The 26,810-nt window shown below is 61.2% G+C and carries 26 protein-coding genes; 12 read left to right on the top strand and 14 right to left on the bottom strand.

Annotated features, from left to right (window positions below):
* Positions 1-6: 6 nt before the first annotated feature.
* From BMZ42_RS02855 to BMZ42_RS02840, 4 genes are all read left to right on the top strand, one after another.
* The gene (locus BMZ42_RS02855; protein ID WP_175556615.1) at positions 7-1,002 is read left to right on the top strand and encodes an amidohydrolase family protein; all 996 of its coding nucleotides are present in this window, start codon (positions 7-9) and stop codon (positions 1,000-1,002) included.
* Positions 999-1,889, top strand: a complete 891-nt coding sequence (locus BMZ42_RS02850; protein WP_244523129.1) for a polysaccharide deacetylase family protein — start codon at positions 999-1,001, stop codon at positions 1,887-1,889. Before BMZ42_RS02855 ends, BMZ42_RS02850 begins: the two co-directional genes overlap by 4 nt.
* A gap of 54 nt (positions 1,890-1,943) precedes the next feature.
* Positions 1,944-2,951 (top strand): asparaginase, encoded by a 1,008-nt coding sequence (locus tag BMZ42_RS02845; protein ID WP_091518465.1) that lies wholly within the window; start codon positions 1,944-1,946, stop codon positions 2,949-2,951.
* 143 nt (positions 2,952-3,094) lie between these two features.
* Positions 3,095-3,592 (top strand): hypothetical protein, encoded by a 498-nt coding sequence (locus tag BMZ42_RS02840; protein ID WP_091518333.1) that lies wholly within the window; start codon positions 3,095-3,097, stop codon positions 3,590-3,592.
* Between the two features lie 57 nt (positions 3,593-3,649).
* On the opposite strand, the gene BMZ42_RS02835 is transcribed toward BMZ42_RS02840, so the two are convergent.
* The 10 genes from BMZ42_RS02835 to BMZ42_RS02790 all read right to left on the bottom strand — a co-directional run bounded on the left by BMZ42_RS02835 (position 3,650) and on the right by BMZ42_RS02790 (position 14,529).
* Positions 3,650-4,612, bottom strand: a complete 963-nt coding sequence (locus tag BMZ42_RS02835; protein WP_091518330.1) for an ABC transporter ATP-binding protein — start codon at positions 4,610-4,612, stop codon at positions 3,650-3,652.
* Positions 4,609-5,598, bottom strand: coding sequence for an ABC transporter ATP-binding protein (locus tag BMZ42_RS02830; RefSeq protein WP_210185195.1), 990 nt, complete (start codon positions 5,596-5,598; stop codon positions 4,609-4,611). Before BMZ42_RS02830 ends, BMZ42_RS02835 begins: the two co-directional genes overlap by 4 nt.
* Complete coding sequence (locus tag BMZ42_RS02825) at positions 5,598-6,500, bottom strand: ABC transporter permease (RefSeq protein WP_091518328.1); 903 nt, start codon at positions 6,498-6,500, stop codon at positions 5,598-5,600. Before BMZ42_RS02825 ends, BMZ42_RS02830 begins: the two co-directional genes overlap by 1 nt.
* Positions 6,497-7,420: an ABC transporter permease gene (locus BMZ42_RS02820; RefSeq protein WP_091518326.1), complete on the bottom strand. Its 924-nt coding sequence runs from the start codon at positions 7,418-7,420 to the stop codon at positions 6,497-6,499. The genes BMZ42_RS02825 and BMZ42_RS02820 overlap by 4 nt, the downstream gene beginning before the upstream one ends.
* Positions 7,421-7,497: 77 nt before the next feature.
* Positions 7,498-9,033: an ABC transporter substrate-binding protein gene (locus BMZ42_RS02815; protein WP_091518325.1), complete on the bottom strand. Its 1,536-nt coding sequence runs from the start codon at positions 9,031-9,033 to the stop codon at positions 7,498-7,500.
* 13 nt (positions 9,034-9,046) lie between these two features.
* Positions 9,047-10,546: a M81 family metallopeptidase gene (locus BMZ42_RS02810; protein WP_091518322.1), complete on the bottom strand. Its 1,500-nt coding sequence runs from the start codon at positions 10,544-10,546 to the stop codon at positions 9,047-9,049.
* Between the two features lie 11 nt (positions 10,547-10,557).
* Positions 10,558-11,337, bottom strand: a complete 780-nt coding sequence (locus BMZ42_RS02805) for an SDR family oxidoreductase (RefSeq protein WP_091518320.1) — start codon at positions 11,335-11,337, stop codon at positions 10,558-10,560.
* 52 nt (positions 11,338-11,389) lie between these two features.
* Entirely contained in the window at positions 11,390-12,331 is a 942-nt protein-coding gene (locus BMZ42_RS02800) for a dihydrodipicolinate synthase family protein (RefSeq protein ID WP_091518318.1), read from the bottom strand.
* A gap of 102 nt (positions 12,332-12,433) precedes the next feature.
* Positions 12,434-13,345 carry a LysR substrate-binding domain-containing protein gene (locus BMZ42_RS02795; RefSeq protein ID WP_091518316.1) on the bottom strand — a complete coding sequence of 304 codons (912 nt, stop codon included), beginning with the start codon at positions 13,343-13,345 and terminating at the stop codon, positions 12,434-12,436.
* Positions 13,342-14,529 (bottom strand): amidohydrolase, encoded by a 1,188-nt coding sequence (locus BMZ42_RS02790; protein ID WP_091518459.1) that lies wholly within the window; start codon positions 14,527-14,529, stop codon positions 13,342-13,344. The genes BMZ42_RS02795 and BMZ42_RS02790 overlap by 4 nt, the downstream gene beginning before the upstream one ends.
* Positions 14,530-14,887: 358 nt before the next feature.
* Here BMZ42_RS02790 and BMZ42_RS02785 point away from each other — a divergent pair, with 358 nt between their 5' ends.
* Entirely contained in the window at positions 14,888-15,799 is a 912-nt protein-coding gene (locus BMZ42_RS02785; RefSeq protein ID WP_091518314.1) for a sulfurtransferase, read from the top strand.
* 86 nt (positions 15,800-15,885) lie between these two features.
* Positions 15,886-17,061 carry a YeeE/YedE family protein gene (locus BMZ42_RS02780; RefSeq protein WP_091518456.1) on the top strand — a complete coding sequence of 392 codons (1,176 nt, stop codon included), beginning with the start codon at positions 15,886-15,888 and terminating at the stop codon, positions 17,059-17,061.
* A 57-nt stretch (positions 17,062-17,118) separates the two neighbouring features.
* On the opposite strand, the gene BMZ42_RS02775 is transcribed toward BMZ42_RS02780, so the two are convergent.
* A complete protein-coding gene (locus BMZ42_RS02775) occupies positions 17,119-17,691 on the bottom strand; it encodes an NADPH-dependent FMN reductase (protein WP_091518312.1) in 573 nt (190 codons plus the stop codon).
* A 355-nt stretch (positions 17,692-18,046) separates the two neighbouring features.
* On the opposite strand from BMZ42_RS02775, the gene BMZ42_RS02770 reads away from it, so the two are divergent.
* Entirely contained in the window at positions 18,047-18,595 is a 549-nt protein-coding gene (locus BMZ42_RS02770) for a biotin transporter BioY (protein WP_091518309.1), read from the top strand.
* The gene (locus BMZ42_RS02765; RefSeq protein ID WP_091518307.1) at positions 18,592-19,257 is read left to right on the top strand and encodes an energy-coupling factor ABC transporter ATP-binding protein; all 666 of its coding nucleotides are present in this window, start codon (positions 18,592-18,594) and stop codon (positions 19,255-19,257) included. Before BMZ42_RS02770 ends, BMZ42_RS02765 begins: the two co-directional genes overlap by 4 nt.
* Here BMZ42_RS02765 and BMZ42_RS02760 read toward each other — a convergent pair.
* Positions 19,233-19,862 carry an energy-coupling factor transporter transmembrane component T family protein gene (locus BMZ42_RS02760; protein WP_091518305.1) on the bottom strand — a complete coding sequence of 210 codons (630 nt, stop codon included), beginning with the start codon at positions 19,860-19,862 and terminating at the stop codon, positions 19,233-19,235. The two genes, BMZ42_RS02765 and BMZ42_RS02760, sit on opposite strands and share 25 nt — an antisense overlap.
* A gap of 79 nt (positions 19,863-19,941) precedes the next feature.
* Positions 19,942-20,535, bottom strand: coding sequence for a TetR/AcrR family transcriptional regulator (locus BMZ42_RS02755; protein WP_091518302.1), 594 nt, complete (start codon positions 20,533-20,535; stop codon positions 19,942-19,944).
* Between the two features lie 142 nt (positions 20,536-20,677).
* Here BMZ42_RS02755 and BMZ42_RS02750 point away from each other — a divergent pair, with 142 nt between their 5' ends.
* Positions 20,678-21,673 (top strand): LLM class flavin-dependent oxidoreductase, encoded by a 996-nt coding sequence (locus tag BMZ42_RS02750; protein ID WP_091518300.1) that lies wholly within the window; start codon positions 20,678-20,680, stop codon positions 21,671-21,673.
* 17 nt (positions 21,674-21,690) lie between these two features.
* Here the strand turns inward: BMZ42_RS02750 and BMZ42_RS02745 are convergent, their stop codons facing one another.
* The gene (locus BMZ42_RS02745) at positions 21,691-22,464 is read right to left on the bottom strand and encodes an NYN domain-containing protein (protein WP_091518298.1); all 774 of its coding nucleotides are present in this window, start codon (positions 22,462-22,464) and stop codon (positions 21,691-21,693) included.
* 333 nt (positions 22,465-22,797) lie between these two features.
* Between BMZ42_RS02745 and BMZ42_RS02740 the strand changes: the two genes are divergently transcribed.
* The 3 genes from BMZ42_RS02740 to BMZ42_RS02730 are packed head-to-tail and all read left to right on the top strand — an operon-like array spanning position 22,798 to position 26,774.
* Positions 22,798-23,373 carry a winged helix DNA-binding protein gene (locus BMZ42_RS02740; RefSeq protein ID WP_244523128.1) on the top strand — a complete coding sequence of 192 codons (576 nt, stop codon included), beginning with the start codon at positions 22,798-22,800 and terminating at the stop codon, positions 23,371-23,373.
* Positions 23,374-23,381: 8 nt separating this feature from the next.
* Positions 23,382-25,226, top strand: coding sequence for an ABC transporter ATP-binding protein (locus BMZ42_RS02735; protein ID WP_091518293.1), 1,845 nt, complete (start codon positions 23,382-23,384; stop codon positions 25,224-25,226).
* Between the two features lie 18 nt (positions 25,227-25,244).
* Positions 25,245-26,774 (top strand): ABC transporter substrate-binding protein, encoded by a 1,530-nt coding sequence (locus BMZ42_RS02730; protein ID WP_091518291.1) that lies wholly within the window; start codon positions 25,245-25,247, stop codon positions 26,772-26,774.
* The last annotated feature ends 36 nt before the right edge of the window (positions 26,775-26,810 follow it).

The raw sequence follows: 26,810 nt of genomic DNA, 5'->3' as shown, positions 1-26,810 counted from the left end.
CACACCATGAATATTGATTTTCACAGCCACGTCATTCCGCAGTCTTTCGTCGATGCCATCGAGAATAAGACTCTCGCCCTGATGGCGCGTGTTGAAGGCTCGGGCGCCGAGCGCAAGGTCGTTCACGAGCAGGGCTACGTCTATCCGCTGTTCTCCGAGTTCACCGACGTGTCGGCGAAGCTCGCGGCGATGGATCGCAAGGGGCTCGACATTTCCGTGCTGTCGCCCGCGCCGCCGACCTTCACCTATTGGGCCGAAGAAGAACTGGCGAGCGCGGTGACGCGCCTCGTCAATGACGGCGTTGCCGAAATGGTCGCCGAGCGTCCGGACCGCCTGCGCGGTATGGGCATTTTGCCGATGCAGCATCCCGATGCGGCGATTGCGGAACTTGAGCGCATCGTCAGCGTCCATGGCTTCCGTGCGGTCGAGATCGGCACGCGCATCGAGGACACCAAGCTCAGCGATCCGCGCTTCCGCCCCGTTCTGCGGCGCGCGCAGGAACTGGGCGTCTTCGTGATGACCCACCCCTATTATATCGGCAACAAGTCGGGGCTTGAGGACTACTACCTCACCAATCTGGTGGGCAATCCGCTGGAGACGGCGCTGATGGTGGCGGATCTGATGTTCTCCGGCACGCTCGACGATCTGCCGGAGCTGAAGCTCGGGCTAGCCCATGGCGGTGGTTATGTGCCGTATCAGATCGGTCGTCTGGTGCGCGGCCATGAGATGCGCGGCGAGACCCACGCAGTTTCGAAGACATCGCCGATGGAACTGTTGCGCCGGTTCTACTTCGATACGGTGGTGTTTGAGCCGCGCTCGATTTCGTTCCTCGCGGAACTGGTTGGTGCGGACAAGGTCTTCCTTGGCACCGATGCACCATTCGATATGGGGGACGAGGAGCCGCTGAAGACGATCAACGCGGCACCGGGGCTGTCTGACGCACAGCGGCGCAGCATTTGCGGCGGCACGGCATTGGCCCTTTTGGGAGAGGATCTGGCATGACGGAACAGATGACCGGGGCTTCGCTGCGGCAGCGCCTCGACTATTCGCCGATCACTGATCGCAAGAAGCTGACACTGCCCGGCAACGCGCGCGTCGCAGTGTGGACGATCGTCAACGCGGAAAACTGGCGTCCCACCGGGCCGATGCCACGCACCGTGCTGCCTCCGCCGATGGGGCAGCCCTTGCTGCCGGACGTTCCGAACTGGGCCTGGCACGAATATGGCATGCGCGTCGGCTTCTGGCGCTTCCATGAAGTTCTCACAAAGCGCAACCTCAAGGCCAGCTTCGCGGTCAACGGCACGGTGTGCGAGCTTTACCCGCAGGTTTGCCAGGCAGCGCTTGATGCCGACTGGGACTTCATGGGGCACGGCTTCGTGCAGCAGCCGATGCACCGCGTCGAAGATCAGAAGGCGGCGATCAACGATACGATCGAAGCCATCCGCAAGTTTACCGGCAAAGCTCCGCGCGGCTGGGAAAGCCCCGGCCTGACCGAGACCGACGAGACGCTGGATCTGCTTGCAGAAGCCGGCATCGAATATGTCGCCGATTGGGTGTTGGACGATCAGCCGGTGTCACTGCGCACGCGCGCCGGGGACATCGTGTCGGTGCCTTATACGGTCGAGATCAACGACGTCGTGATGACTGCTATTCAGCAGTCGCCTTCCGATGAGATCTATCGCCGTGGCAAGGACCAGTTCGATCGGCTCTATCAGGAAGGTGCGGATATCCCGCGCGTGATGGCGATCTCGATCCACCCATATCTGACCGGTGCCCCGCACCGTATCAAGTATCTGGAAATGCTTTATGACTACATCCTGTCCAAGGACGATGTGGTGATGTGGACCGGGGCCGAGATTATGGACTGGTATCGCGGTCAGATCGCATGACGGTAGATGAACAAGCGCGTTTCGGTCAGCCGGAGCGCGCCAGAGGAGTATGGAATGACCTTGCCGCGTGTACTGCTTGTTTCGCTGGGTGGAACGATCACGATGACCTCCAATGCCGGAGGCGGAATTACCCCCACGCTGACAGGTGCCGACCTTGTCGAAGCGGTGCCGGCACTCGCCAATGTTGCCGAGATCGAGGCGGTATCGCCGTTCCGTCTGCCGGGTTCGTCGCTGACATTCGCCAATCTGCGTGAAGTGGCGCAGTTGATCACCACGCGGCTGGAAAATGAAGATTTCGCCGGTGCCATCGTGGTTCAGGGCACTGACAGCATCGAGGAAACCGCCTTCCTGCTCGACCTCGTGGTCCAGACCGAGCGGCCGGTCGTGGTGGTCGGCGCAATGCGCGGCGCGCAGGCACCCGGAGCCGATGGGCCGGCCAATCTTCTTGCCGCTGCCGTGGTGGCGAGCGACCCGCTGGCTGTCGGGCTCGGCACGGTCGTCGTTCTGAACGATACGATCCACGCGGCGCGGCGCGTGCAGAAGGTCAGCACCTTCATTCCATCCGCTTTCGAATCCGTTGGAAGCGGACCGCTCGGCCATGTCATCGAGGGGCGCATGCAGCTGATGATGCGGCCGGCTCGCAAGGCGCCTTTTGCAAAGGGGCTGGAGCAGGATGGGGCACCGGTTGCGCTCGTAACGGGCGTGCTCGGTGATGACGGTCGTATCCTCAGCCAGTTGCCCGAACTTGGCTATGCGGGTGTTGTGGTCGAGGCACTGGGTGCCGGACACGTGCCGGCGCTTTACGTTGAGCCGATGGAGGCCTTAGCGCGTAGGATCCCGGTTGTCCTCAGCACACGTGTCGCGGGTGGTCCGGTCTTCACCGCGACCTATAACTACCCCGGCTCGGAGATCGACCTTCTGGCGCGTGGGATCATCCATGGCGGTGATCTGGGCGGTCTGAAGTCGCGGCTGCTGCTGTCGTCCCTGCTGGGTGCGGGCCTTGCGGGTGACGAACTGAGCCAGGCGTTCGCGCATTATTCGAGCAGCGTTCATTCGGCATAACGAGCCGCAAGGATGCCTTTTGCGCAATTCCGCTTCTCTTCGAAACGCGGAATTGCTTTAAGCCACGTCGCCTCGTGTGGGCGACGTGGCTGAAGAATTCCCGACTGTTTGAAACGAAATACTGTCCCATGGGTTTAAGCCCCATGGATACGTATCTTTTCTTCAAAGTCCGCCGCCTCCTGGCGGCGGCCTCGCTTGGCCTCTTCACCGCATTCCTCTGCGCGCCTTCAGGCTACGCACAGGGTCTGGCGGCCAAGGAGACGATTGACACGATCGTTGACGCGGAGGTGGAAACCGCGGACGAGACGGCGACGGCGCGCGAGCAACGGGTCATCGCAGCAATCGAGAACAGCCGCGATAATGCGGCCCAGATTCGCAAACGTGTCTCGGTCGACAATCTGAAGATCGTGTTCCTGCACGGTTTTGGTCCAGATTGCGCGGACACTGCATCCCGTTCAGCGATCAACGCCAAGCTGGAAGACTTCGCCACGGACATCACCGCGATGCGCGAGGCGATCCAGGGCAGCGCGATCTTTTATCACGCCGTGGATTCCCGGTCGGTGCTGCTCAACGATATCGTTGCCGTCGAGTTCGGCCAGTCAGACGACGTCACGGTCATGGTCGCCAGCACGAAGTGCTGACGACACGATCGCTACCGGGAGAGGCGATGACCCGGTGCCCCTTTCGGGAGACATGCTTCAGTTCAGCGGAAACAGGCAGGCGTTCTGGCGGCTGGCATCGTGCGCCTGCGTCAGGAACGGTTCGGTGGTGGCGCATTCTGGCCGCGCGACGGGGCAGCGTGGGTGAAAGACGCAGCCGGACGGCATGTTCATCGCGTTCGGGAAATTGCCCCGCAAGCCGAGATCCGGCACCCCTCCATCATCATCCGGACTGAACACGGAATCGCGCAGGACTGCGGTATAGGGATGGGCAGGGGCGGCGAAAATCTGCTGCGTTGAGCCAGCTTCCACGACGCGCCCCAGATACATCACCATCATCCGGTCGGCCATATGTTCGATGACCGAAAGATTGTGCGAGATGAAAAGCATGGCGACCCGGTGCTCAGCGCGCAGGTCCAGCAGCAGGTTGAGGATCTGAGCCTGAACCGAGACGTCGAGCGCGGATGTCGGCTCATCGCAGATCACCAGACGCGGCCCCGAAACGAGCGCTCTGGCGATGGCAACGCGCTGGCGCTGGCCGCCCGACAGCTGATTGGGGCTCGCCGAAAGGGCACGGCGGGGAAGGCCCACCTGCTCGGCCATGCGTGCGACCTTTTGCTGGCGTTCCTGGCGCGAGCCGATCTTGTGGACATGCAAGGGGAGCGCGATCAGATCCTCAACCGACATTGAAGGGTTGAGCGATCCGTAGGGATCCTGAAACACCGGCTGGACCGCGAGCGCGCGTTCGCGCTGCGGGTAGCTTGAGACGGGTCGCCCTTCAAGGATCACGTCGCCGGAAGTGGGCGTCTCCAAACCTAGCAGGATACGAGCGAGCGTGGATTTTCCGCAGCCGGATTCGCCGACAATACCCAGGATTTCGCCTTCATTGATCGTCAGCGACACGCCATTGAGCGCGCGTAGCGGGGCAGGCTGCTTTAGAAAGCCGTGCCGCAGAAAATAGACATGGTTCAGATCGCGCGCTTCGAGAAGAGGGGTGGTCATGCAGGGACGGGCTCCAGCAGATCAAGCGACAAATGGCAGGAAACCACCTGCCCTGTCGGCACTTGACGAAGAGGTGGCGGCACGGCACCGCAAACATCCATGCGGGCTGGGCAGCGCGACAGGAACGGGCAGCGCGCGTCTTCGCGATGAAAAGCGGGTACGTTGCCGGGGATGCTGGCCAGACGGCGGGTGCCGGGCTGGGCACCTTCCGGTCGAGGCACAGATGCGATCAAGCCTTTGGTATAGGGGTGCGCCGGCGTGCGCAGAACCGACGCGCGGTCGCCCTGCTCGACAATGCGCCCCGCATACATCACCGCGACCCGGTCGGCGACGCGCGCGACAACGCCCAGATCGTGGGTGATGAAGACCATGCCCATCTTACGTGCTGTCTGGGCATCCTTGAGGATGCGCAGGATCTGCGCCTGAGTGGTCACGTCGAGCGCTGTGGTCGGCTCGTCGCAGATCAGCATTTCGGGTTCGCACATCAACGCCATGGCGATCAGCACGCGCTGGCGCAGACCCCCGGACAATTGATGCGGATATTGGCCAAGGCGCAGGGATGCGTTGGTCAGACCGACACTTTCCAGCATTTCGATTGCGCGTGCCTGCGCTTCCCGCGCACTCGCACCCGTGTGACGGCGATAGACCGTGCGCAACTGATCGCCGATGGTGAAGACCGGGTTCAAGGCGGTCATCGGCTCCTGGAAGATCATCGACATGCGGCGGCCGCGCAATTGGGACAGCTTGCGCTCCGGCAGCGCAGACAGATCCGTTTCGCCAAGATGCAGCCTGTCGGAGCGCAACTGAGCGCCGCGTGGCAGGAGTTGCATCAGCGCCAGCGCGGTCATCGACTTGCCGCAGCCGGATTCGCCGACGAGGCAGAGCGTCTCGCCTTCGGCGACATCAAGGTCAATGCCCCGCACGGCGTGCAACCGCTCGCCCTGATCGGGAAGATTTACATGCAGACCGCGTACCTGAAGCAGCATCAGCCGCGCCCTCCTGCTGTCAGATCGCGCAAGGCATCGCCGATCAGGTTGATACCAAGCGCCAGGATAAACAGGCATGAGCCGGGCAGGACGATCATCCATGGGCTGAAGAACATCGAGGTCTTGGCCTCCGACAGCATCAGACCCCATGACGGCAGGGGCGCCTGCACACCAAGACCGAGGAACGAGAGGGCGGCTTCCAGAAGCACGGCCTGCGCCATTTCTACCGTCGCCACGACGATCAGCGGTGCGCGGATATTGGGCAAGATTTCACGAAACAGGATATGCGGCAATGAGCTGCCGATGACGCGCGCGGCGGTGACGTAGTCACGGGCGCAGACCTGCTGGGTTGCGACGCGGGTGACCACCGCGAACTGGTCCCACAAAAGCAGACCAAGCACGACGATGACGACCGTCAGCGAAGGGCCGATCAGCGCCACGACGGCAAGCGCGATGAGGATGATCGGCATCGACAGGCGGGTGGTGATGACGGTCGAGATGGCAGTGTCGATCCAGCCGCCGTAATAGCCGGCGATCAGGCCCAGCGTGATGCCGATAAGTGCCGACATCAGCGTTGCGCCAATGGCAATCGTCATGGAGATACGTGCGCCATAGATGAGGCGGCTGAGGTAGTCACGGCCGAGCTGGTCGGTGCCCAGCATGTGCTCGGCGACGGTCTTGTCATGCCAGAAGGGTGGCTTCAGGCGCATTGCGATATTTTGCAGATAGGGATCGTGCGGCGCCAGCATCGGCGCGAAGATCGCGATCAGTGTGATGATCAGCAGGATTGCCGCGGAGAACAGGAATGTGCGGTGCGACAGGGCGCGCCGCCAGAAGCCACGACGCGGTATCAGTTGCTCCTCGTCGGGCAACGGCACAGGAATGGTTGCTGCAGTCGTCATTTGCGTGCGCTCCGCAGACGGGGGTCCATATAGGCGTTCAGAAGGTCGGCCAAGAGGGTCAGGACGATGTAGATCATCGAGATCATCAGCACGATGGCCTGGATCACCGGCATGTCGGACCGCGACATGGATTGCCAGGCCAGATAGCCGATGCCGTTCAGCGCGAAAATCGATTCGACCACAATCGATCCGCCAAGCATGAAGCCGAGCTGGACTGCGGACAGCGATATCACCGGAAGGACGGCATTTTTCAGCGCGTATTTGAAGGTCAGCTTGAGGGGCTGGATGCCCATTGCGCGCGCAGTGCGGATGTAGTCCGAGCCAAGAACATCAATCATGCCAGCACGGATGAGACGCATCAGCGGTGGCATGGCATAGGTGCCAAGCGTGATCGCGGGCAGAACAAAGTGGGCGTAAGTGTCGGAACCCGAGATCGGCAGCCAGCGCAACTGTACGCCAAAAAGGACGATCAGCAGCAAGCCGGCCCAAAAATTGGGGATCGCCTGTCCGGCGACGGCGAGAAACTGAGAAAGCCGGTCAATGATCGTGTTGGGCCAGAGCGCTGCGGCACAGCCGATTGGCAGGGCAATCGCAAGGGCGAGCGTCATCGAGAAAAATGCAAGCATGGCGGTGACCGGCAGGCGCTCGAGGATCATGTCGAGGACCGGTCTTTTGGACAGGTACGAAACGCCGAGATCGCCCTGCGCGAGATTGCCAAGGTAGTCGATGAAGCGCGACGGCAACGGACGGTCGAACCCATATGTCTGGCGGATGAGGGCGACATCTTCGTCGGTCGCCTGTGCGCCGGCAATGCCGACCGCAGGATCATAGGCAACGTTGCTCAATACAAAGCAGATGATCGATACGATCATCATCACCACCACCGCCATGGTGGCTCGTCGCAGCAGATAGGTCAGCATTTCGCTTGCCGTTTCTTCAGGTGAGCGGGCGGCCCCGAACAGAATGTCCGCACGGCCGCCCGCTTATTGCGTTCAGATTACTTCCAGCTTGCGTCGTAGAAGCGCGGAAGTTCGTCCAGGGTCGGCTCGAAAGCGAGCGTGTTGCTGTAGGCGTAGCCCATCACGATGGTGTGCATCGGAACCCAGTAGGCTTCTTCGGTGATGATCTTGATGGCTTCGGCGTACTTGGCCTTGCGCTCATCCGGATTCATCACTGAAGCAGCTTCCTTGGCCAGTGCACTGACCTTTTCGTTGCGTGCGCCATCGTTGCTGGAGCCGTCGAACATGCTGCCGATCGACGCCGAGCTGTCAGCCAGCGACTGTGAGCCCCAATCGCCATACCACATGCCGATCTTGCCTTCGCGCCAGCTCGAGAATGACGGGCTTGCCTGCAGGACTTCCAGGTCCGCCTTGATCCCCACAGCAGCCAGATAAGACTGGACGGCCTCAGCGCGGGCACGGTCGCGGTAGCTGCCCAGCTTCACCGAGAAGCCATCCGCATAGCCGGCTTCGGCCAGCAGTTCCTTGGCCTTTTCCGGGTTGTAGTCGTAGACCACGGCGGCGTCCTGGTCGCAGCCGAACTGGACAGGGTGGCAGGGAACGTTGATGACCTGGCCATCGCCACCGACGAGGTTGGCGACGATTGTTTCGCGATCGATGGCATGGTTCACGGCCCGGCGCACGCGCACGTCGGTGAGCGGGTTGCCTTCACCGGTGCGGCCGGCAGCATCCAGCGTCACCATGGCAATGCGCAGTGTCGATGCCAGCGAGACATCGAGAGTTGGCACGACTTCAAGCTGCTCGACCTGATCCGACGGGACGTTCCAGACCCAATCGACGCCGCCGCCGATGACCTCAGCGATACGGGTGGCGGTGTCGGGGATGATGCGCCAGTTGACGGTCTTGATCGACGGGGTGCGTTTGGCGCCGCCCTCGTAATAGCCCTCGTGGGCAACCAGCTTGACAAGGCCGTCGCCGAAGGACTCGACCTTGTAGGGGCCGGCTGCAATCGGCTTCTGGCCGAATTCCTTGGCGCCGACCTTCTGGAAATAATCGGACGGATAAACCGGCAGCGAACCGGCGACGAACTCAAGAGCGGCTGGGGCCGGGGTCTTGGAGTGAATGCGAACGGTATAGTCGTCGACAACTTCCGTCCGGTCGATCCAGGACACCGAAGCCTGAACGCGCGCGCCGTTGGCCGGATCGGCCCAGTAGTTGAAGGTGAAGGCGACGTCTTCGGCGGTCAGGGGCGAGCCGTCATGGAAGGTGACGCCTTCGCGCAGCTTGAACTCCAGTGTCTTGTCGTCGATGTATTCCCAGGACGTTGCCAGCAGCGGCTCGTATTCGAACGTCTTGGGGTTACGATAGATGAGATTGTCGAAGACATGCATGCTGATCACCACACCGTCGCGGGCGGTGTTGATGTAGGCGTCAAGCGTCGGGAAGTCTTCGCCCATGCCGATGGTGATCGACTGGTCTTCCGGACCGGCCATGGCGGGCGCGGTCATTGCCGTGGCGCCGGCGAGTGCAGCGCAGAAGCCGAGAATGCGTGAGTACTTGCGGATCTTCATCATGCTAGTGGTCTCTTCAGGGTTGAGAAGGGCGGGTTCGAGCAGGTTTTCGCAGCGCACGGGTGTAAGCCAGTCGTGAAAGGTCTGCCTCGACGAGGCCTGGTGCGATTGCGGGGATAATGGCGCGCGCCATGTCCTGATAGGCTCCACGGAAGTGGACGGAGCTTTTTACGACGAGTATCGGAACGGCTTGAGGGTCGATGCCAAGGTGAAGCAAAAGCCCCGGTTCCGAGGCCTGCATCTTGCGCGGCGCGACGATGACGCGGATGCCATCGCGCTCAAGCAGTGCAACCGGCCCCAGCTCGATCGGATTGCCGCGATACATCGGGCCAACGCCGGTGAAGCTGCCGCTCCCCAGTCGCAGAATTTTCCAGGGGCCGCTGACGGGTGCGCCGTGATGTGGCGTCTGGCTGGCACCGATCGAGATGTCGATGATCTCGCCTTCGCCCGCATCATGCGCAGCGCTGCAGGCATCGGCATCTGCGATATGCACCAGCACCGCGCCCTTGGCCTGTCTGGCCAGCAATGCGTGCAACATGCCGGTGGTATCGCCAGTCCCGCCGCCGCCGGGATTGTCCTGCGTGTCGGCAATGACCACGGGGCCATTGCCCGGTGCTGTGGCCAGCCGCATGGCTTGCGCGACGGCGTCGTCGGCCACGAGCAGTTGCGTGGCGAAAAGCGGCTCGGCGTCGACCCATTTGGCAAGCATCGCGTCGGCGGCCTGCTCGACGGCATCTCGGTCGCTGCCCTGCACGATGAACGACGGGCCTGCATCGGCAATGTCGGCGAGCGGAAAGCCGAAAAACTGGCTGACACAATCGATCTGCGGATGGCGCTCCAGCTCGCTGCCGAAGGCCAGCAGTCCGCGCGCGGGCTCGACGAAAGTGCACTGATCGTTGATCGACGCCAGATAGGGCACTGCGCGATAGGCAAGATGCGGCGCGGCTTTGCCACGCAGATGGTCGATCAGCCGCGACATCACCCGCGCGCCGGTATCCTTCAGATCGGTATGTGGATAGGTGCGGTAGCAGTCCAGCAGCGTGCAGTGATGCACCATCGCTTCTGAAATATTGCCGTGCAGGTCGAACGAGACCGCGATCGGGAACGGGGCCGGCGCAATGCGTCGCAGGCGCGCCAGCAACTCACCCTCGGCGTCCTCGAATGACGGCGTGACCATCGCGCCGTGGAGGTCGAGATAGAGCCCATCCGCACCATTGGCGAGCGCCTGTTCCAGACGGGTGCAAAGCTCGTCGGCAATGTCATTGAAGGCGGCGTCTTCCACCGGTCCGGAAGGCAGCGCAAGGCACCAGAGCAGTGCGTCGACCTCAACCGATTGCGCGGCAGCCGCCATCATCGCTCCCGAGGCAGGAGTGCCTGCCTTCGCGATGATGTCGTACATTTCCGCACCGACAGAAAACGGTGGCCAGCCTCCCGGACGATCGAAGTCGCGTCGCGCGGCAACCGTGCCTGCAAAGCTGTTCGTCTCGTGCTGGAAACCGGCGACCGCAATCTTCATCTGTCGATCCGTCAGAACGTGCCGGGGTATTCGCCGCCATCGATAAGCAGGTTCTGCCCGGTGATGAACCCGGCATGCTCGCTGACGAGGAAGGCAAAATACGCGCCGATTTCAGATGGGCGACCATAGCGGCCGGCCGGGTTCTTGGCGGCTCGCTGGGCCCAGATGGATTCAAACGATCTTCCGGTCGATTCGCTGAGCTTGGCCACGTGCTCACGCTGGCCATCGCTCTCGAAAATGCCCGGCAGAAGGTTGTTGATGGTGACGTTGCTGGCAATCGTCTCGCGCGCAATCCCGGCGGTAAAGCCGACAAGGCCCGAGCGCGCGCCGTTCGACAGGCCGAGTTCGGCATGAGCGATTTTCACGCTGCGCGAGGCGATGTTGACGATGCGTCCGAAGCCGCGCTCCATCATGCCATCAATCGTCGCCTTCATCATGAAGATGGGTGGCAGCATCATCACGTCGACGGCCTTGATCCAGTGTTCGCGGGACCAGTCACGAAAATCACCCGGCGGCATGCCCCCGGCATTGTTGAGCAGGATGTCCGGTTCCGGACAAGCGTCAAGGGCGGCAGCGCGGCCCTCGTCAGTGGTAATATCCGCCACGACAGTGGTGACGGTCACCCCGGTCTGCGCGCGAATTTCTTCAGCGGTCGCTTCCAGCGTGTCGCGGTTGCGTGCAACCAGCGTCACATCGGCGCCTTCGCGGGCAATGGCCAGTGCACAGGCCTTGCCCATACCCTTGCTGGCTCCGCTGAGCAGCGCTTTGCGCCCTTTAATGCCAAGTTCCATATTGTTTCCTTTGTCGGCGCGTCACCGGGGCCGGTGACGCGCGATGAGGATCTTATTCCGCGGCGATAGCGGCAGGACGGATGTCGAGACCGTATTTGCGGTCCAGACCCAGCTCGCGATAGGCATTGAGACCTGCCTCAAGCGCGGCCGGTGCCAGTGGCTGCAGCGGCTTGCGCATCGGGCCGGAAGGCAGTCCGAGCGCGCGCATCATCGTCTTGGGAGCAACCGGATTGATCGCCGAGTAGGCAAAGTGAAGGATCGGCAGGTTACGCAGATAGGCTTCGCGGAACGCGCTTGCGTCGCCTTCCTTGGTCCATGGCGTCGAGATCGTCGCCATTTCTGCCGGGATCAGGTTGCCCGTCATGTTGGCGGTGCCGTGGCCGCCGAGCGACATCGTTGGAACCACGAGGCCGAGATTCGGCGAGCAGCAGCACATGATCGACATGTCCGGCTTGGCGGCTGCGACCTGCGCGACCTGGCCAACGCGTGTGGTCGATTCTTTCAACACGACCATGTTGTCATGCTTGGCGAGTTTGAGAATGTCGGTCCAGTGCAGGTCTGTCTTCACGCGGGGCGGGTTGTTGTAGAAGCCCATCGCCAGATCGGTGCTGTCGAGCACTTCGAACATGAAGTCGGTGATCGCCTGATTGTCGGCGCCGATATAGGCCGGAGCGGCGACGATCGCGCCGTCTGCGCCGGCAGATTTTGCGTGCTGCACATAGGCAATCGTCGTCTCGGTGTTGTTGCCGGTGCAGCCGTAATACATCTGCATGTTGCCCGGGCGCATCGGCACCGTCTTCTCGACGATTGCGCGGCGCTCTTCAGGCGACAGCATCGACACTTCGCCGGTCGACCCCATAATCAGCACCGCGCTGGTGCCGTGCTCATACTGCCAGTTGAGCAGCGTGCGGAAGCCTTCGTAATCGACGCTGCCATCGTCGTTCATCGGCGTGACGAGAGCAACAAAGGATCCGATAGGTTTCTTGTGAGCCATGGTGATCTCCAACTTGAGGGGCCTGGGCCGATAGGGCGCTGGAAGGTGACATTGAAGCCCGCTTGGGTAGGGGGCAAATACAATAACCGAAAGAGGTCATGCCTAAACCTTATGGCCCTTGGCTGCTTGCTCGATCGCGTCACGGATGCCTTCATGAAGCTCCTGGTGGAGCGCTTCAGCGGCGCGAGAAAATGGCATGTTCTTGGGCTTTAAGATACAGATATCAAATGGAATTTCAGGCTTGAACGGAATGGCTATGACCTTGCCTTCCAGAGCAATTGCCGACAATTCGTCGATAATTGCAATTCCGCATCCGTGGGCCGCCATGGAGCCTGCCGCGAAGGATGGCTGCGTTTCCGAGACGATATTTGGCGAGATCTGATGGTCTGCAAACGCATTTGTTATGTAGCTGGCTGACTGTGTGTGCCGGGCCAGCATGATGAGGGGTTCGTCGCGCAGATCCTGTGGGGTAAGTTCGGTTGCCGAGGCGAGCGGATGACCGGGTTCCATGACGCAAACGCAGCGTGCGTGATGCGTGCTCAATATGTCAAAATCGCTCCGTCGCTCGTGGGTCTGGGCGACACCGATCTCGACCTGGCGCGAGGTGACAAGCTCAAGCACACGCGCCGACGTGTAAACGTCCTGAAACACGCGGGCAGCCGGAAAGCGCGCCTGAAACCGACGGATCGCCAGCGGCGCGACCTTGAAGCTGAGCATCGGAAGCGTCGCGAACCGCACGGTGGCTCGCGACAGGCTTCTTATTTCATCCGCCACAGCGGCGAGGCGGTCGAGGCTGTAGAACATCATGTCTACTTCACGGAAAAATTCCGTTGCCTCGGCCGTCGGGACGATGCCCCCGGTCTGGCGGATGAAGAGGGCAAAGCCGAGGCTGAACTCCAGGTCCGAGATGAGCCGGCTCACGGCGGGCTGCGAAACGTTCAGTTCTTTCGCAGCCGCTGTTATCGATCCGAGCATCATTGCTGCCCGGAATGCCACAAGCTGGCGCTGGTTCACGCGGGAAGCTCTTCCTGCACGACGGTCAGCCAGTAGCGGACGCCATCGGCGATGATGTTGTCATTGAAGTCGTACCGATCCGTGTGCAACGCATGACCATTGCCTGCTCCAAGGAAGAAGAAGCTCCCTGTCGACTGCTCCAGCATGTAGGCGAAATCCTCAGCGCCGGTCACAGGCACCATCTTGTCGTCGACACGGTCGTGACCCAGGCGCTCGCGTAGCGCGTTGACGATGCGGCCTGTTGAATCTTCCGGATTGTGCAGCGAGGGGAACATCCGGTCGTACTTGACTTCCAGCGTGGTGCTGAATGCGTCGGCCGCGGCGCGAGCGACCTCATTGAGACGGCGCTCCAGAAGGTCGCGCGTCTCCGGCTTGAAGCTGCGTACGGTACCGCGAATGACGACACGCGAGGGGATCACGTTTGGCGCATCGTAGCTGCCGCCGCCAATGTGGCCGACGCTGATGACGCCCTGGTCGAACGGGGAGATGTTGCGCCCGATGATCGCCTGCAGATTGGTGACGAACTGCGCCGCTGCCATGGTCGGGTCAACGGACATATAGGCGCCGGAGCCGCCATGGCCGCCCTGACCGCCAAACTCGACGGTGAACATGTCGGCAGCTGCGAGCATCGCACCGATGGTGACGTTGAACTGGTTTTCCGGCAGGTTCGGCTTGTTGTGCAGGCCATAGACGGCGTCGCAGGGAAAACGCTCGAACAGGCCGTCGCGCATCATGGCCGGCGCGCCGCCGAGACCCTCTTCGGCAGGCTGAAAGATGAAGTGAACGATCCCCGAGAAATCCGGATTCCTGGCGAGGACTTCGGCTGCTCCAAGCAGCATCGTCGTATGTCCGTCATGGCCGCAGCCATGCATCATGCCTTCGATCTGAGATGCGTGGGCAACGCCGCTGGCTTCGTTCATTGCCAATGCGTCCATATCCGCACGCAGTCCGATGGCGCGGTTTCCGGTGCCGGCGCGCAGGGTTCCCACGACGCCGGTCCCGCCGATGCCTTCCTCAACCTCAAGGCCGAGTTCACGCAGGCGGCGCGCCACGATTTCAGCGGTGCGAAACTCCTTGAAACCAATTTCCGGATTGCGGTGCAGGTCGCGCCGCGTTTCCACCAATGCCGGCAGGATTTCAGCGAGGTGAGCTTCGATTTCGTTGGGGAATGGACGTAAAGACATTGAAAACCTCGGATAAAAGAAGCGGGCGCTTCGCAAAGCCTGCATCCGCGCGCGCTTCTCATGCAATGTTCACGCGACGGCAGGGGACAGGTCCTACCTACTGCCGAACAATGGCGCTGCGCAACAGACCATTGCTTCACCAACGCCGATCAGCACCGCAAGGGGGCGATCATCGCGGCAACGTGACCGACACTCTAGAAGATCGGGTGGTGCATGGGGAGGAGCAGAATTCTCTAATTCGGGTGAAGTTTCGTCTTTTCAACCTGTTACGCGCGAAAGATTGGAACCCGCTTCCTTCATGGATGAGCGTTTGATGTCGATACTTGAGCCATCGAAACAAGCCTGATGGAGCGCGGCGATGAAGTATTTTGCAGGGGTTGGGGCGTTATTTGGCGCACTGGTGGTGGCTGGCACAACTTACGCAGCCGAACCTTTGGTGACAGCCGAATGGCTGCAGGATAATCTTGAATCCGATGATGTGCGGGTGTTCGAAGTCAGTGTCGACACCGGTGTCTACGAGCGGGGCCACATTCCGGGCGCGCTGCATCTCGACTGGCATACAGAACTGGTCGATCCGACCCGTCGCGACATCGCCACGCGTGAATCATTCGAGCAGAAGCTGCGTGAGTCGGGCGTGAGTACCAACACGCATGTTGTCCTTTATGGCGACAACAATAACTGGTTTGCGGCATGGGGCGCGTGGGTGTTCGAGGTCTATGGCATCGAGGTCAGCCTGCTCGATGGCGGCCGCAAGCTGTGGGAAGCGCAGGGGCTGCCCCTCGATACGAACGTCAAGCAATATGCCGCGTCCGAAATCACCCTTCCAGAGCGCAACGACGATCTGCGCGCACGCTTTGCGGAAGTGGTGGAGATCGCTGAAGGCCGCCAGGCCTCCAGTCTCATCGATATCCGTTCCGGGGACGAGTATGCAGGCAAGATCTTCGCGCCGGAAGGCGTGAAGGAATTGGCCGTGCGGGCAGGCCATATCCCGACGGCGGTGAATGTCCCCTGGGGCTCGATCGTTCAGGAAGACGGCCGCTTCAAGTCGCCCGATGAAATCAAGGCGATCTACGCGGAAAAGGGCATCGACGGGTCGAAGCCGATCGTTACCTACTGCCGGATCGGCGAACGTTCCTCGCACACCTGGTTCGCGCTTAGCCGCATCCTTGGCTACGACGTGAAAAACTATGACGGCTCGTGGACGGAATACGGCAATGCCGTTGGCGTTCCCGTGGTCAACGTCGCCGGAACAGTCTGGACCGGCAAGTAAGACCCGCGCGCAACTTGCGCCTGGCAAAAACCTTTTGGACGGCGAGTGCTTCGGCACTCGCTTTTCTCATTCTCGAAAGCCCTCGCATGCCTGTTCATTTTACCCGTGTTGCGGTGCCGATCATCTTGCTGGTCGCCATCGGCGTCTGGTCCTGGTTCCTGCATATGCAGACAGGGGGCCGTGACCTTTCATTCTCGTTGCTTGCAGGCGCAGCTTTCGGCATCGTGCTTCAGCGCGGGCGGTTCTGTTTTCTGTGCAACTTCCGGGATTTTGTCGAGCGCCGGGAGGCACGCGGTCTGATCTCGATCATCGTCGCGCTCGCCGCAGGCGTCGTCCTTTACCACGCGGTGATGATGGCCTGGGTGCCTGTCCCGCAACCGGGTCGGCTCCCGCCCAATGCCCATATCGGTCCAGTCGGCCCTGTGCTGGCGTTTGCGGCCCTTGCCTTCGGTATCGGCATGGCAATCTCCGGCTCATGCCTGTCGGCGCATCTGTATCGACTGGGTGAAGGCTCGCCGACATCGCCATTCGCGCTGATCGGTGCGGCAGCTGGCTTTTTCGTCGGTTTCCTGACCTGGAACCCGCTGTTTTCGCTGGCGATCTACGCTAGCCCGGCGATCTGGCTGCCCCATAGTCTCGGCTACACCGGGACGCTGCTCCTGAGCCTTGCGCTGTGCGCGGCATTGGCACTGCTGCTGCTGCGCTTTGCGGTGCGTGGAACCGAGAGCCGCGAGGTCGGGCTGGACCTTTCAAGCGCCGCGCGCAGGGTCTTTATCGAGCGCTGGCCACCTGTTCTTGTCGGGCTGATGGTTGCCGCGATCTCGGCCATTGCGTTTCTGCGGGTTGCGCCGCTGGGGGTGACGGCCGAACTTGGCAGCATCGTGCGCACGGGGGGCGCCTCTGCCGGCTTGCTGCCTGACACGCTGCATGGCCTCGACCTTCTGCGCGGCTGCGCAACGGTTGTGAAGGAGACCCTGCTGTCGCCTAACGGCGTGTTCGTGGCCGGACTGGTAATCGCGAGTTTTGCTGCCGCATTTGCTGCGGGTCAATTCAAGCCCACCACCCCGACGAAAGCGCAAATCGTCAAGGGTCTTTCCGGCGGTCTGCTAATGGGCTGGGGTGCGATGACGGGGCTTGGCTGCACGGTTGGCGTGCTCTTGTCAGGCATCCATGCAGGAGCGCTGTCCGGCTGGGTGTTTTTAGCCTTTTGTCTTGTCGGCACCTGGCTTGGTCTGACCGTAATGCGCCGTCTGGCAGCGTGAGTCGAGAGAAGGAAGCCTGCCGACTTGGTCTGTTAATTATCGGCAGGCCCTTCGCGCCTAGGCGTCCTTCGGCAAGACCTGAAGTACGCGCGCAATGAACATGTTGAACTCTTCCATGAAGTTGCGCAGGAAGTCTTCGGTCGACTTGACCGAGACATCACCATGATCGTTGATCAGGTCCGGTGTGAAGTGGATATAGGCCTCCGGCGCATTCATCTGTGGAGAGTTGCAGAAGCTAAGCACACTACGCAGGCTTTGTTGAGCGACCGCCGTGCCGATGGCTCCGACCGATGCACCGATCACTGCCGACGGTTTGCGGGTGAAAGCGTTTTGCCCATAGGGCCGGCTGGCCCAGTCGATCGCATTTTTCAGACCGCCGGGGATGGAGCGATTATATTCGGGCGTGACGAACAGAACGGCATCGACCCCGGCAATCGCCTCCTTGAACTGGCGGGCGACCGGCGGATAGTTTGCATCGTAGTCGTAGCTGTAAAGTGGAAGATCTTTGAACGGGATTTCGACCATTTGCATGTTTGAAGGCGCAAGCTTTACAAGCGCTTTTGCAAGCTTGCGGTTGATCGAAGCGGTCGCGAGGCTGCCGATCAAATAGCCAACTTTGTGGGTGGTCATTGCAAACTCCTGTTGTTGTGGCGCGGTGCAGGCGTCGGACTCGGCCCAATATCCGGATATTCAATTCATCCGGCACGATAGCTGGCCGCTGCGGCACCGGCGCGCACCAGCCGACATCGTAACTGCGGTTGAGGCTATTGGTTGCTGCGTGGCGCAGCTTTTTCTCATCGCTCTCCACAGTTCATGAGTTGCCGCTGTCGCCAGTCACATTGAAATATTCCTGTGCGGAAGATAGGAGGGAGCCGAATTGCTTTTTCCTGGACTGGCCGCCGTGGGGGCAGCAGCCGGTATCACGGACAGGGCTTTGGTGATTGCAGCTCATTTCAGGAGCTGCCTTTCGAGAGAGTAAGAAATCATGCGTGATGTCGTCCTCATTGCACTCTTCGCAGCCATAACGGCTGGTCTGGCGATCTTTCCGCCCCTCGTCCTGCCTGTGGTCGGCGTCCCCGTAACCGCCCAGTCGCTGGGGCCGATGCTGGCCGGCGGTGTTCTCGGCGCGCGACGGGGCGGTCTTTCGATGCTGCTGTTCCTCGCGCTGGTCGCGATGGGGCTTCCGCTGCTGGCTGGTGGACGTGGCGGCTTCGGCGTCTTCTTCGGTCCAACCGCCGGCTATCTTGTCGGGTGGGTGTTCGTCGCTGTCGTCATCGGCGCGCTGGTCGAGCGTTTCTGGGATGGTCTGAACACGATCAAGGCAATGGCAATCTGTGCCGTTGGCGGCATCGGTGTGCTCTATGCAGTCGGTATTCCGTGGAGTGCGGTTGTCGCCGACATTCCAGCGTGGACCGCACTGGTCGGCTCGCTGCCATTCTTCGTCGGCGACGCCATCAAGTGCTACATCGCGGCGGTCGTCATCGTCACCGTGAAGCGCTCCTATCCGATCATCTCCGGCGCCTACGCCGCATGATCACCCTTGCCGGGGTTGGCGTCGAAAAGGCAGGCCGGTCCGTGCTGGCCGGCCTCGATCTTCGCATCGCTGAGCGCCGGGTGGGTATCGTCGGGCGCAACGGCTCCGGTAAAAGCACCTTTGCGCGGCTTCTCAATGGACTTGAGAAGCCGACAACAGGCACCGTGACCTGGAATGGCGATCCGGATGGCGGACTGCGCCGCCATGTCGGCTTCGTCTTCCAGAACCCCGAACATCAGATCGTCTATCCAATCGTGCAGGAAGACCTGGAATTCGGGCTCAAAAATCTCAAGCTTCCTGTGCCTGTGATGCGCGAGCGTATTGATGAAGTGCTCGCTCGACTAGAGATTGCGCATTTGCGCGATCGTTTCACGCATCAGCTCAGCGGCGGCGAATTGCAGCTCGTCGCGCTTGCCGGCGTTCTGGTGATGAAACCGAGCATGATCGTCTTCGACGAGCCGACGACACTTCTTGATCTGCGCAATACGAATCTTTTGATGAAGGTCGTTTCGGGTCTCGAACAGCAGGTGGTCATGGTCTCCCACGATCTCGCTCTGCTCAGAGAGTTCGATCGGGTGCTTCACTTTGAGGAGGGACGATTGGTCGGTGACGGTCAGCCCGGCCCGATCATCGACGATTATATCGCGCGCTCGCTGGCTTGAGGCGTCTCGCGATCGTCCGGTGTACGCGCTTCCAGCGCCGCAGCAATCTGATCTGCCGATTTCAGCGTATTTACCACCAGCGGCACCAGTGTCGCGGTAAGGCTGCGCTCAAGACCGCGCGCCTTCTGCGCCATGCGCACTTGCGCCAGCGTCTTGCGGATTGACGGTATGAAACGGATCGTCAGTGCGATTGCCAATGCGATCCGGTCTTTCGGAACCCAGGATGGTGCGTATTTCAGAAGCGCGCGGATGCCTTCGACGAACTCGCTGGTGCAGGTGGTCAAGGTGACCACCGAGGCGGCGAGGATCATCAGGATGAACCGTGCGACCACCAGTGCAGCATGCCCGACATTGTTCATCACGACGTGTACGGCAAAGATGATCGCCAGCACCCAAAACACCGGGCGCAAAGCGGCGATTGCATGACGAAGGCGCAGCTCCGCGACGAGATAGGCCATCAGCACCAGAGCAGCCGCAATCGCCAGCGTCAGCCAGCCATCAAACAGGAAGAGCGCTGTGCAGAAGACTGCCAGTGCCAGCACCATGTATTGAGGTGGGGTGCGATGAAGCGGACTGGTGCCCGGAACGTAAAGTTCAGCCAGCATTGAAAAACATCCTGAAGGCGAGTGCGGCATCATTACGCCGCCGATCACCTTGCTGGCAACGGGCGCTGAATTGCGCCTGTCAGCTTCGCTCGGTCTCTTGATAACCGTGCGCGAAAATCGCGTTCAGTTTTTCGGCGCTGGTGCCGCAGGCTTCTGCGCGGTTGAGCACCCAGGCAATTGCAATCGCCCCGAGGAAAAGGTCGTTCGCAGAGACGGTGTTGCGCGCACTTCCTTCGCGCTGCGCGCGGGCGAGTACCTCGCTGGTGAGTTCGCCAAGCGTTTCGCAGGAGAGGGAGAGCGGTGAAGCTTCCTTCTTCAGCGCCGCCAGCACCGGGTCCGGCAGACCGTTGAAAGTTCGCAGATAGGTTTGAAGGGCCTCCAGCCATCGTGACAAGGCCGCGTCCGCATCCGGCATCTGCCGCACCTGTTGCGATAGGCCGAGCAATTCTGCCTGCCGGTCGTGCAAGGTTGCGGCGACGAGGGCTTCGCGAGAAGGAAAGTGCCGATAAAGCGTTCCGGCGCCAACACCCGCTTCACGAGCGATTTCTTCGAGCGAGGCGGAAACGCCGTGCAGGTCGAAATGACGTTTGGCCACCTCGAGCACGCGCTCGCGATTACGCCGCGCGTCCGCACGCAGATTGGGCTGCCCGCCTGTCGCGGCATCGGTGGTCATGGTCAGGGTCTCAATTTGCGCAAGTTGCGGATTGACACAATATGGAGGCAGCCTCCATATAACGTCAAGTCAAATGGAGATAGTCTCCGTTTTGAGCCAGAGCATGTGCAACCTGAATGGTTGTATCCCCGGAGTTGGACCCATGACCCCATTGTCGATACTGGAACTCGTCCGCGTTACCGAAGAGACGGATGCGCGCGGCGCGCTCGACAACGCCCGCGATCTGGCGGCACATGCGGAAAACTGGGGCTATAATCGCATCTGGGTGGCCGAGCATCACAACATGCGCGGCATTGCCAGCGCGGCAACCTCAATTGTCTTGGCGCATATTGCTGCTGGTTCTACGAAGATCAGGGTCGGGGCAGGGGGCATCATGCTGCCCAACCACGCGCCCTATATCATCGCCGAGCAATTCGGCACGCTCGAACGCCTGTATCCGGGCCGCATCGATCTTGGGCTGGGTCGTGCGCCGGGAACGGACCAGCTGACGCTGCGCGCCTTGCGGCGTGCGCCGGAGAGCGCCGAAAACTTCCCGCAGGATGTTCTCGAACTTCAGGCTTTTCTCGCTGAAGCCGGGCCGAACCAGCGCATCGAGGCTGTGCCTGCGGCGGGAACCAATGTGCCGCTCTGGATTCTGGGATCAAGCAATTTCGGGGCGATGCTCGGCGCTGAGCTGGGCCTTCCTTACAGTTTCGCCTCGCACTTTGCGCCGGACCTGCTGCTGCAGGCGCTGGAGATCTATCGCGCGCGGTTCAAGCCTTCAGAGCAATTGCAGCGGCCCTATGCGATGGTCGGCGTGAACATCATCGCTGCCGAGACTGATGCGGAGGCAAAGCGTCTGGCAACGACGCAGCAGATGTCGTTCGTCAACATGTTTCGCGGCGCGCGGGGGCTCAGCCAGCCCCCGATCGACGATATCGAAAACTATTGGAGCTTGTCCGAAAAGGCCCAGGTCCAGCGTATGCTGGCGCGCTCGATCGTTGGCTCGCCGGAAACGGTGCGCCGCGGGATTGCGGCGCTCGTTGAGGAGACGCGAGCAGATGAGCTGATCGTCGTCTCGGACGTTTACGATCATGCGCTGCGACTGCGCTCGTTCGAGTTGATTGCCGAGGCAGCGGGCCTTTCGTCGGGCGCATGATCGAAAGATAGCGGGCTTCAGGATGCCGTCTTGCGGGGTGTTGCAGCGCGACGTGCCGCCTTTTGCGGCTCGGGCTTGATCCGGATCCGCAGGGCGCTGCCTTCGACATTCTTGATTTCGAAGGCGTTCGTCTTGCGCACCAGGTCGCTCAGCTTGCGAAAGCCGAAAGTGCGCGGATCGAAGTCCGAGGCCAGATTGGCAAGCTGCGTTCCGACGGCACCAAGCGGCACCCAGCCATCGTCGCTGTCCATCTCCTCGATCACCCGGCTGATGATGGGAATGGCTTCCGACGGCTGCTGCAACGGCGCGGCGCGGCGCGCATCCTCCTGCTGGTTTGCAGGCGAGGATGCCAGCAGGTTTTCCGTATAGACGAAGCGGCGGCAGGCCTGACGGAAACTCTCCGGCGTCTTCTTTTCGCCAAAGCCGAACACATCGACGCCCTGTTCGCGTATTCGCGCTGCAAGCCGGGTGAAATCGCTGTCGGAAGACACCAAGCAAAAGCCGTCGAACCGGCCGCTGTGAAGCAGGTCCATCGCGTCGATCACCAGCGTGATGTCCGAAGCATTCTTGCCCGTCGTGTAGGCAAATTGCTGCTGCGGGATGATCGCGTGTTTCGACAAGACGTCAGCCCAGCCCTTCGAGCGCGGACTTGAAAAATCGCCATAGATGCGCCGCACACTGGCCTCGCCAATCTTGGCGATCTCTTCGAAAAGACCATCGACGATCTTCGCCGAAGCGTTGTCGGCGTCAATGAGGACTGCAAGGCGGGGGGAACGGTTCTCCAAGGCCACTGCCTGTCTCCTTCGTTCAATGTGTGATGACGGAAGCCCATGTCTGACACAGCGGACACAGTAGGCAAATGACGCGCCCGCACAACTCTTACCGAACTCGCCGATTTGTATCGAGACTCGACCTCAGTCTGAGCCTGCAGCGCGTGCTCGATTCCCGAGCCGGGTTGATTTTTCTGCGGTCCGGAAGGTCGCGAGCCGGTCAATTCTTGATGAAGTTTCCTGTCGCAAGCCCTTGAAAACAGAGACACATGAGATGAGGCGTCGAATATTCAGCCGACCATGTATTGACAAGATATGAATAATTTATCGATGATATGCGTGAAAGAGGCACAAATGAGACGCGGACACAGCAAGGCATTGCCAATCGCGAGCATCGACACGCGCGCCCCCCGAAACGGTGGCGGCGAGGTCGGGCCTGTCGTCTCGTCGGCGCATCTGGCCGCAGGGCGCTCGCCGGCTCTCTCCGAAGTCGAATACGGCATGATGATCGCCACCAGCGCGTTCAATCGCTGGATGGTGCGGTGCATGGCCGCCTCGGGCCAGCCGGGGCTGTCGGCCACGGAAGTTGCCATTCTTCATTCGGTCGCCCATCGCGGCCGCGCCAAGCGGATGGTCGATATCGCGCTGGTGCTGGATGTCGAGGACATCCACGTCGTTTCCTACGCGGTCAAGAAACTGGAAGCAGCCGGCCTCATTCACACCCGCAAGGCAGGCAAGGAAAAGATGGTCGAGATCAGCGAAGCCGGCTTTGAAGCTTGCCGTCGCTATGGCCAGCTCCGCGAAAAACTGCTGCTCGATATCGCCGGTCAGGCTCGCATTCCGGAAGCGGAATTGTCGAATCTGGGCACCTTGCTACGCATGCTCTCCGGAGCATACAATCAGGCTGCCCGGGCGGCTGCCACATTCTGAGGATTGCAATGACTTCATCTGCTACCGATGAACTGTTGCGCGTCGAGAACCTGTCGGTCCGCTTTGGCAGCTCCCAGGTCATCAACAAGCTGATCTTCACCGTGCGCGCTGGCCGCACCACTGCCGTGGTGGGCGAAAGCGGGTCTGGCAAATCGGTCACGTCGATGTCGATCATGCGTCTTGCCGACATGGCGGGCGCGGACTACCCCGAAGGCAGGATCCTGTTCCAGCGCGATGACCTCGCGATTGACCTGATCTCGGCCGACCAGCCGTCGATGCGCCGTATTCGCGGCAACGAGATCGCGATGATCTTCCAGGAGCCGATGACGTCGCTGAACCCTGTGTTCACGATTGGCGATCAGCTTGCTGAAGTCCTGATGCTGCACGAGGGCATGTCGAAGTCTCAGGCGCTGGCCGAGGCCGAGCGGCTGCTGACTCTGGTGCGGCTGCCGGATGCCAAGAGCCTCCTGACGCGCCACCCGCACCAGCTTTCCGGCGGCATGCGCCAGCGCGTGATGATCGCCATGGCGCTCGCCTGCCGTCCCAAGCTGTTGATTGCCGATGAGCCGACCACCGCTCTCGATGTGACCGTGCAGGCGCAGATCCTGACCATCATCAAGGAGCTGCAGGCCGAACTCGGCATGGCAGTGATCTTCATCACCCACGACATGGGCGTGGTCGCCGAAATGGCCGACGATGTCGTCGTCATGTGGAAGGGTGAGAAAGTTGAGGAAGGTCCGGTCGAGCAGATCTTTGCTGCACCGGCTCACCCCTACACGCAGGTGCTTTTGTCAGCCGTTCCGCGCCTGGGGTCGATGGAAGGTCGGGCGCTGCCGCTGCGCGAGGCACTGACCGTTCTTGAAGGGGACAAACCAACGCTGTTGGGTGAAACCCGCGATCAGGACACGGCAGATTATTCCGCGCCGCCGCTGCTGCAGGTGGAAGACCTGCTGGTGCGCTTCGACATCAAGAAGGATTTCTTCGGACGTGCGACGCACCGGGCCACTGCGGTCAACCATGTCAGCTTCGAGATCTATCCGGGCGAAACGCTGGCGCTGGTGGGTGAATCCGGTTCCGGCAAGTCGACCATCGGACGCACAATCCAGCAATTGCAGGAACCGATCTCCGGTGACATCAGATTTGACGGCAAGCTGCTGTCGCAGATGAGTCGCGCAGAGCGCCAGCGCCTGCGCCGCGACGTCCAGTATATTTTCCAGGACCCGTTTGCCTCGCTCGATCCGCGCAAGACGATCGGATATTCCATTGCCGAGCCGATCCGTACTCACGGACTGCTAGACAACAATCGCGATATCGAGCGTCGCGTGGGCGATCTTCTCGAGCGTGTTGGCCTCAACCCAAACATGGTGGGCCGCTATCCGCACGAATTCTCGGGCGGCCAGCGCCAGCGCATCTGTATCGCGCGCGCGCTCTCGTCCAAGCCCCGCCTGATCATCGCCGATGAGGCGTTGTCCGCGCTCGACGTGTCGGTGCAAGCGCAGGTCATCAATCTGTTCATGGACCTGCAGAAGGACGAGGGCCTGTCCTATCTTTTCATCTCCCACGACATGGCCGTGGTCGAGAAGATGAGCCATCGCGTCGCCGTGCTCTACACGGGCCAGATCATGGAACTCGGAACCCGCGCGCAGGTTTTCGAGCACACCGCGCATCCTTACACGCGACGTCTGCTTTCAGCAGTGCCGGTGGCAGATCCGACCAAGCGCGACCGCCGCGTCATGCTCGAAGGCGAAATTCCGTCGACCACACGCGCCGTTGGCGATGAGCCGCCGGTCATGCCGCTTCGTGAAATTTCGCCCGGTCACTTCGTGGCCGAACACTCTGATCCTCAGCAGTAGAAACATTGGGAGACTCGCATGCTAAATATCAGGTTCTTGAAGGCGGGTGCGACAGCATTGCTGCTCGCCACCACGGCTTTCACCGCTCCGGCTTTTGCTGACGGAAAGCTCGTCGTCTCGTCGCCGCAGGATCCGGGCTCCTGGGATCCGATCGACACCTTTCTCGTGAACTGGGCATCCGCCGCAACGAACATCTTCGATGGCCTGACCTATCGCGGTCCGGACATGGAAATCGTGCCAGCGCTGGCAGAGTCCTGGGACGTTCTGGACGAAGGCAAGCGTATTCGCTTCAAGCTGCGTGAAGGTGTGACTTTCCACAATGGCGAGCCGTTCAATGCGGACGCGGTGAAGTTCACCTTTGATCGCCTGCTTGGCGAAACCGGTGCCAAGGGCCCGCAGCGCTCGAACTATACGTCGATCTCTAAGGTGGAGATCATCGATGAGAACACCGTCGACTTCCACCTGGGCGCACCCGATCCGGTGCTTCTGACCAAGCTTGCCGGCTATGGCGCGATGATCGTTCCGCCGAAATACGTGACCGAGAACACCGAGGAGTTCTTCAACCTCAATCCGGTCGGCACCGGTCCGTTCAAGTTCGTGTCCTACGACCCGAAAGTCTCGCTCAAGCTGGAAGCTTTCGAAGGCTTCTGGGGCGACAAGGCGAAGCTCTCCGAGCTTGAGTACCGCTTCATCACCGAGCCAGCGACCGCTGTGGCTGAGCTTCAGGCCGGCCGCGTCGACGTCGTGATCCCGCCGACCATTCCGGTGTCGATGGTCCCGACCATCGAGGCCGATCCGAACCTCGTCCTGGCGGCTGTTACCTCGCCGACCGTTTGGGCGCTTCGCTACAACACGCGTGACGGCATCACCGCCGATGAGCGCGTGCGCAAGGCGATGATCATGGCGGTTGACCGCGAAACCATCGTCAAGGAAATCCTTGGCGGACAGGCTGACGTGATTGCCAGCTTCCAGAGCCCGCTTTCGTTTGGCTACGATCCGGACCAGAAGCCGCTGCCATATGACGTGGAAGGCGCAAAAGCGCTTCTGGCCGAGGCAGGCGTGAAGCCGGGTGCAGCGGTAACGATCGACGTTCGCGGCAACGACGCCACGTTCGGCGAAGTCGCACAGGCGATTGCAGCCTATCTGTCGATGGTCGGCATCACTGCAACCATCCAGCCCTACGAGCTGAACACCATGCTCAATGACATCATCCCGCAGGGCAAGACCGGCGCGATGTTCCAGCAGGGCTGGGGTGGCTGGACGTTCGACTACGACAACACCGCCTACGCCATGTACCACACCGGCGAAAAGTGGAATCCGTATGACAGCGACAAGAAGCTGGACGCCCTGCTCGAAAGCCAGCGCCCGCTGACCGATCGCGCCGAGCGTGAGCGGATCCTCAAGGAAATCGCCCACTACACTGCCGACCGTGCGCTCGAGATGCCCTTGTACAACTCGAAAGCCCTCTACGGCGTCAACAAGCGCGTGAAGAATTTCGACCCGGCGCCAGACAACCGTCTGCGTCTGAACGCGGTCGAAGTCGAGTAAAGATGTCGTCCCCCGGACACGTTCCGGGGGACACCC

The sequence above is a fragment of the Aquamicrobium aerolatum DSM 21857 genome (assembly GCF_900113935.1).
GTDB lineage: Bacteria > Pseudomonadota > Alphaproteobacteria > Rhizobiales > Rhizobiaceae > Aerobium > Aerobium aerolatum.
This window is presented reverse-complemented; position numbering and strand designations above follow the sequence as displayed.

Coding starts and splice junctions, on each gene's coding strand:
- BMZ42_RS02855 (WP_175556615.1), top strand. CDS start 7: ATGAATATTGATTTTCACAGCCACGTCATTCCGCAGTCTTTCGTCGAT.
- BMZ42_RS02850 (WP_244523129.1), top strand. CDS start 999: ATGACGGAACAGATGACCGGGGCTTCGCTGCGGCAGCGCCTCGACTAT.
- BMZ42_RS02845 (WP_091518465.1), top strand. CDS start 1,944: ATGACCTTGCCGCGTGTACTGCTTGTTTCGCTGGGTGGAACGATCACG.
- BMZ42_RS02840 (WP_091518333.1), top strand. CDS start 3,095: ATGGATACGTATCTTTTCTTCAAAGTCCGCCGCCTCCTGGCGGCGGCC.
- BMZ42_RS02835 (WP_091518330.1), bottom strand. CDS start 4,612: ATGACCACCCCTCTTCTCGAAGCGCGCGATCTGAACCATGTCTATTTT.
- BMZ42_RS02830 (WP_210185195.1), bottom strand. CDS start 5,598: ATGCTGCTTCAGGTACGCGGTCTGCATGTAAATCTTCCCGATCAGGGC.
- BMZ42_RS02825 (WP_091518328.1), bottom strand. CDS start 6,500: ATGACGACTGCAGCAACCATTCCTGTGCCGTTGCCCGACGAGGAGCAA.
- BMZ42_RS02820 (WP_091518326.1), bottom strand. CDS start 7,420: ATGCTGACCTATCTGCTGCGACGAGCCACCATGGCGGTGGTGGTGATG.
- BMZ42_RS02815 (WP_091518325.1), bottom strand. CDS start 9,033: ATGATGAAGATCCGCAAGTACTCACGCATTCTCGGCTTCTGCGCTGCA.
- BMZ42_RS02810 (WP_091518322.1), bottom strand. CDS start 10,546: ATGAAGATTGCGGTCGCCGGTTTCCAGCACGAGACGAACAGCTTTGCA.
- BMZ42_RS02805 (WP_091518320.1), bottom strand. CDS start 11,337: ATGGAACTTGGCATTAAAGGGCGCAAAGCGCTGCTCAGCGGAGCCAGC.
- BMZ42_RS02800 (WP_091518318.1), bottom strand. CDS start 12,331: ATGGCTCACAAGAAACCTATCGGATCCTTTGTTGCTCTCGTCACGCCG.
- BMZ42_RS02790 (WP_091518459.1), bottom strand. CDS start 14,529: ATGTCTTTACGTCCATTCCCCAACGAAATCGAAGCTCACCTCGCTGAA.
- BMZ42_RS02785 (WP_091518314.1), top strand. CDS start 14,888: ATGAAGTATTTTGCAGGGGTTGGGGCGTTATTTGGCGCACTGGTGGTG.
- BMZ42_RS02780 (WP_091518456.1), top strand. CDS start 15,886: ATGCCTGTTCATTTTACCCGTGTTGCGGTGCCGATCATCTTGCTGGTC.
- BMZ42_RS02775 (WP_091518312.1), bottom strand. CDS start 17,691: ATGACCACCCACAAAGTTGGCTATTTGATCGGCAGCCTCGCGACCGCT.
- BMZ42_RS02770 (WP_091518309.1), top strand. CDS start 18,047: ATGCGTGATGTCGTCCTCATTGCACTCTTCGCAGCCATAACGGCTGGT.
- BMZ42_RS02765 (WP_091518307.1), top strand. CDS start 18,592: ATGATCACCCTTGCCGGGGTTGGCGTCGAAAAGGCAGGCCGGTCCGTG.
- BMZ42_RS02760 (WP_091518305.1), bottom strand. CDS start 19,862: ATGCTGGCTGAACTTTACGTTCCGGGCACCAGTCCGCTTCATCGCACC.
- BMZ42_RS02755 (WP_091518302.1), bottom strand. CDS start 20,535: ATGACCACCGATGCCGCGACAGGCGGGCAGCCCAATCTGCGTGCGGAC.
- BMZ42_RS02750 (WP_091518300.1), top strand. CDS start 20,678: ATGACCCCATTGTCGATACTGGAACTCGTCCGCGTTACCGAAGAGACG.
- BMZ42_RS02740 (WP_244523128.1), top strand. CDS start 22,798: ATGAGACGCGGACACAGCAAGGCATTGCCAATCGCGAGCATCGACACG.
- BMZ42_RS02735 (WP_091518293.1), top strand. CDS start 23,382: ATGACTTCATCTGCTACCGATGAACTGTTGCGCGTCGAGAACCTGTCG.
- BMZ42_RS02730 (WP_091518291.1), top strand. CDS start 25,245: ATGCTAAATATCAGGTTCTTGAAGGCGGGTGCGACAGCATTGCTGCTC.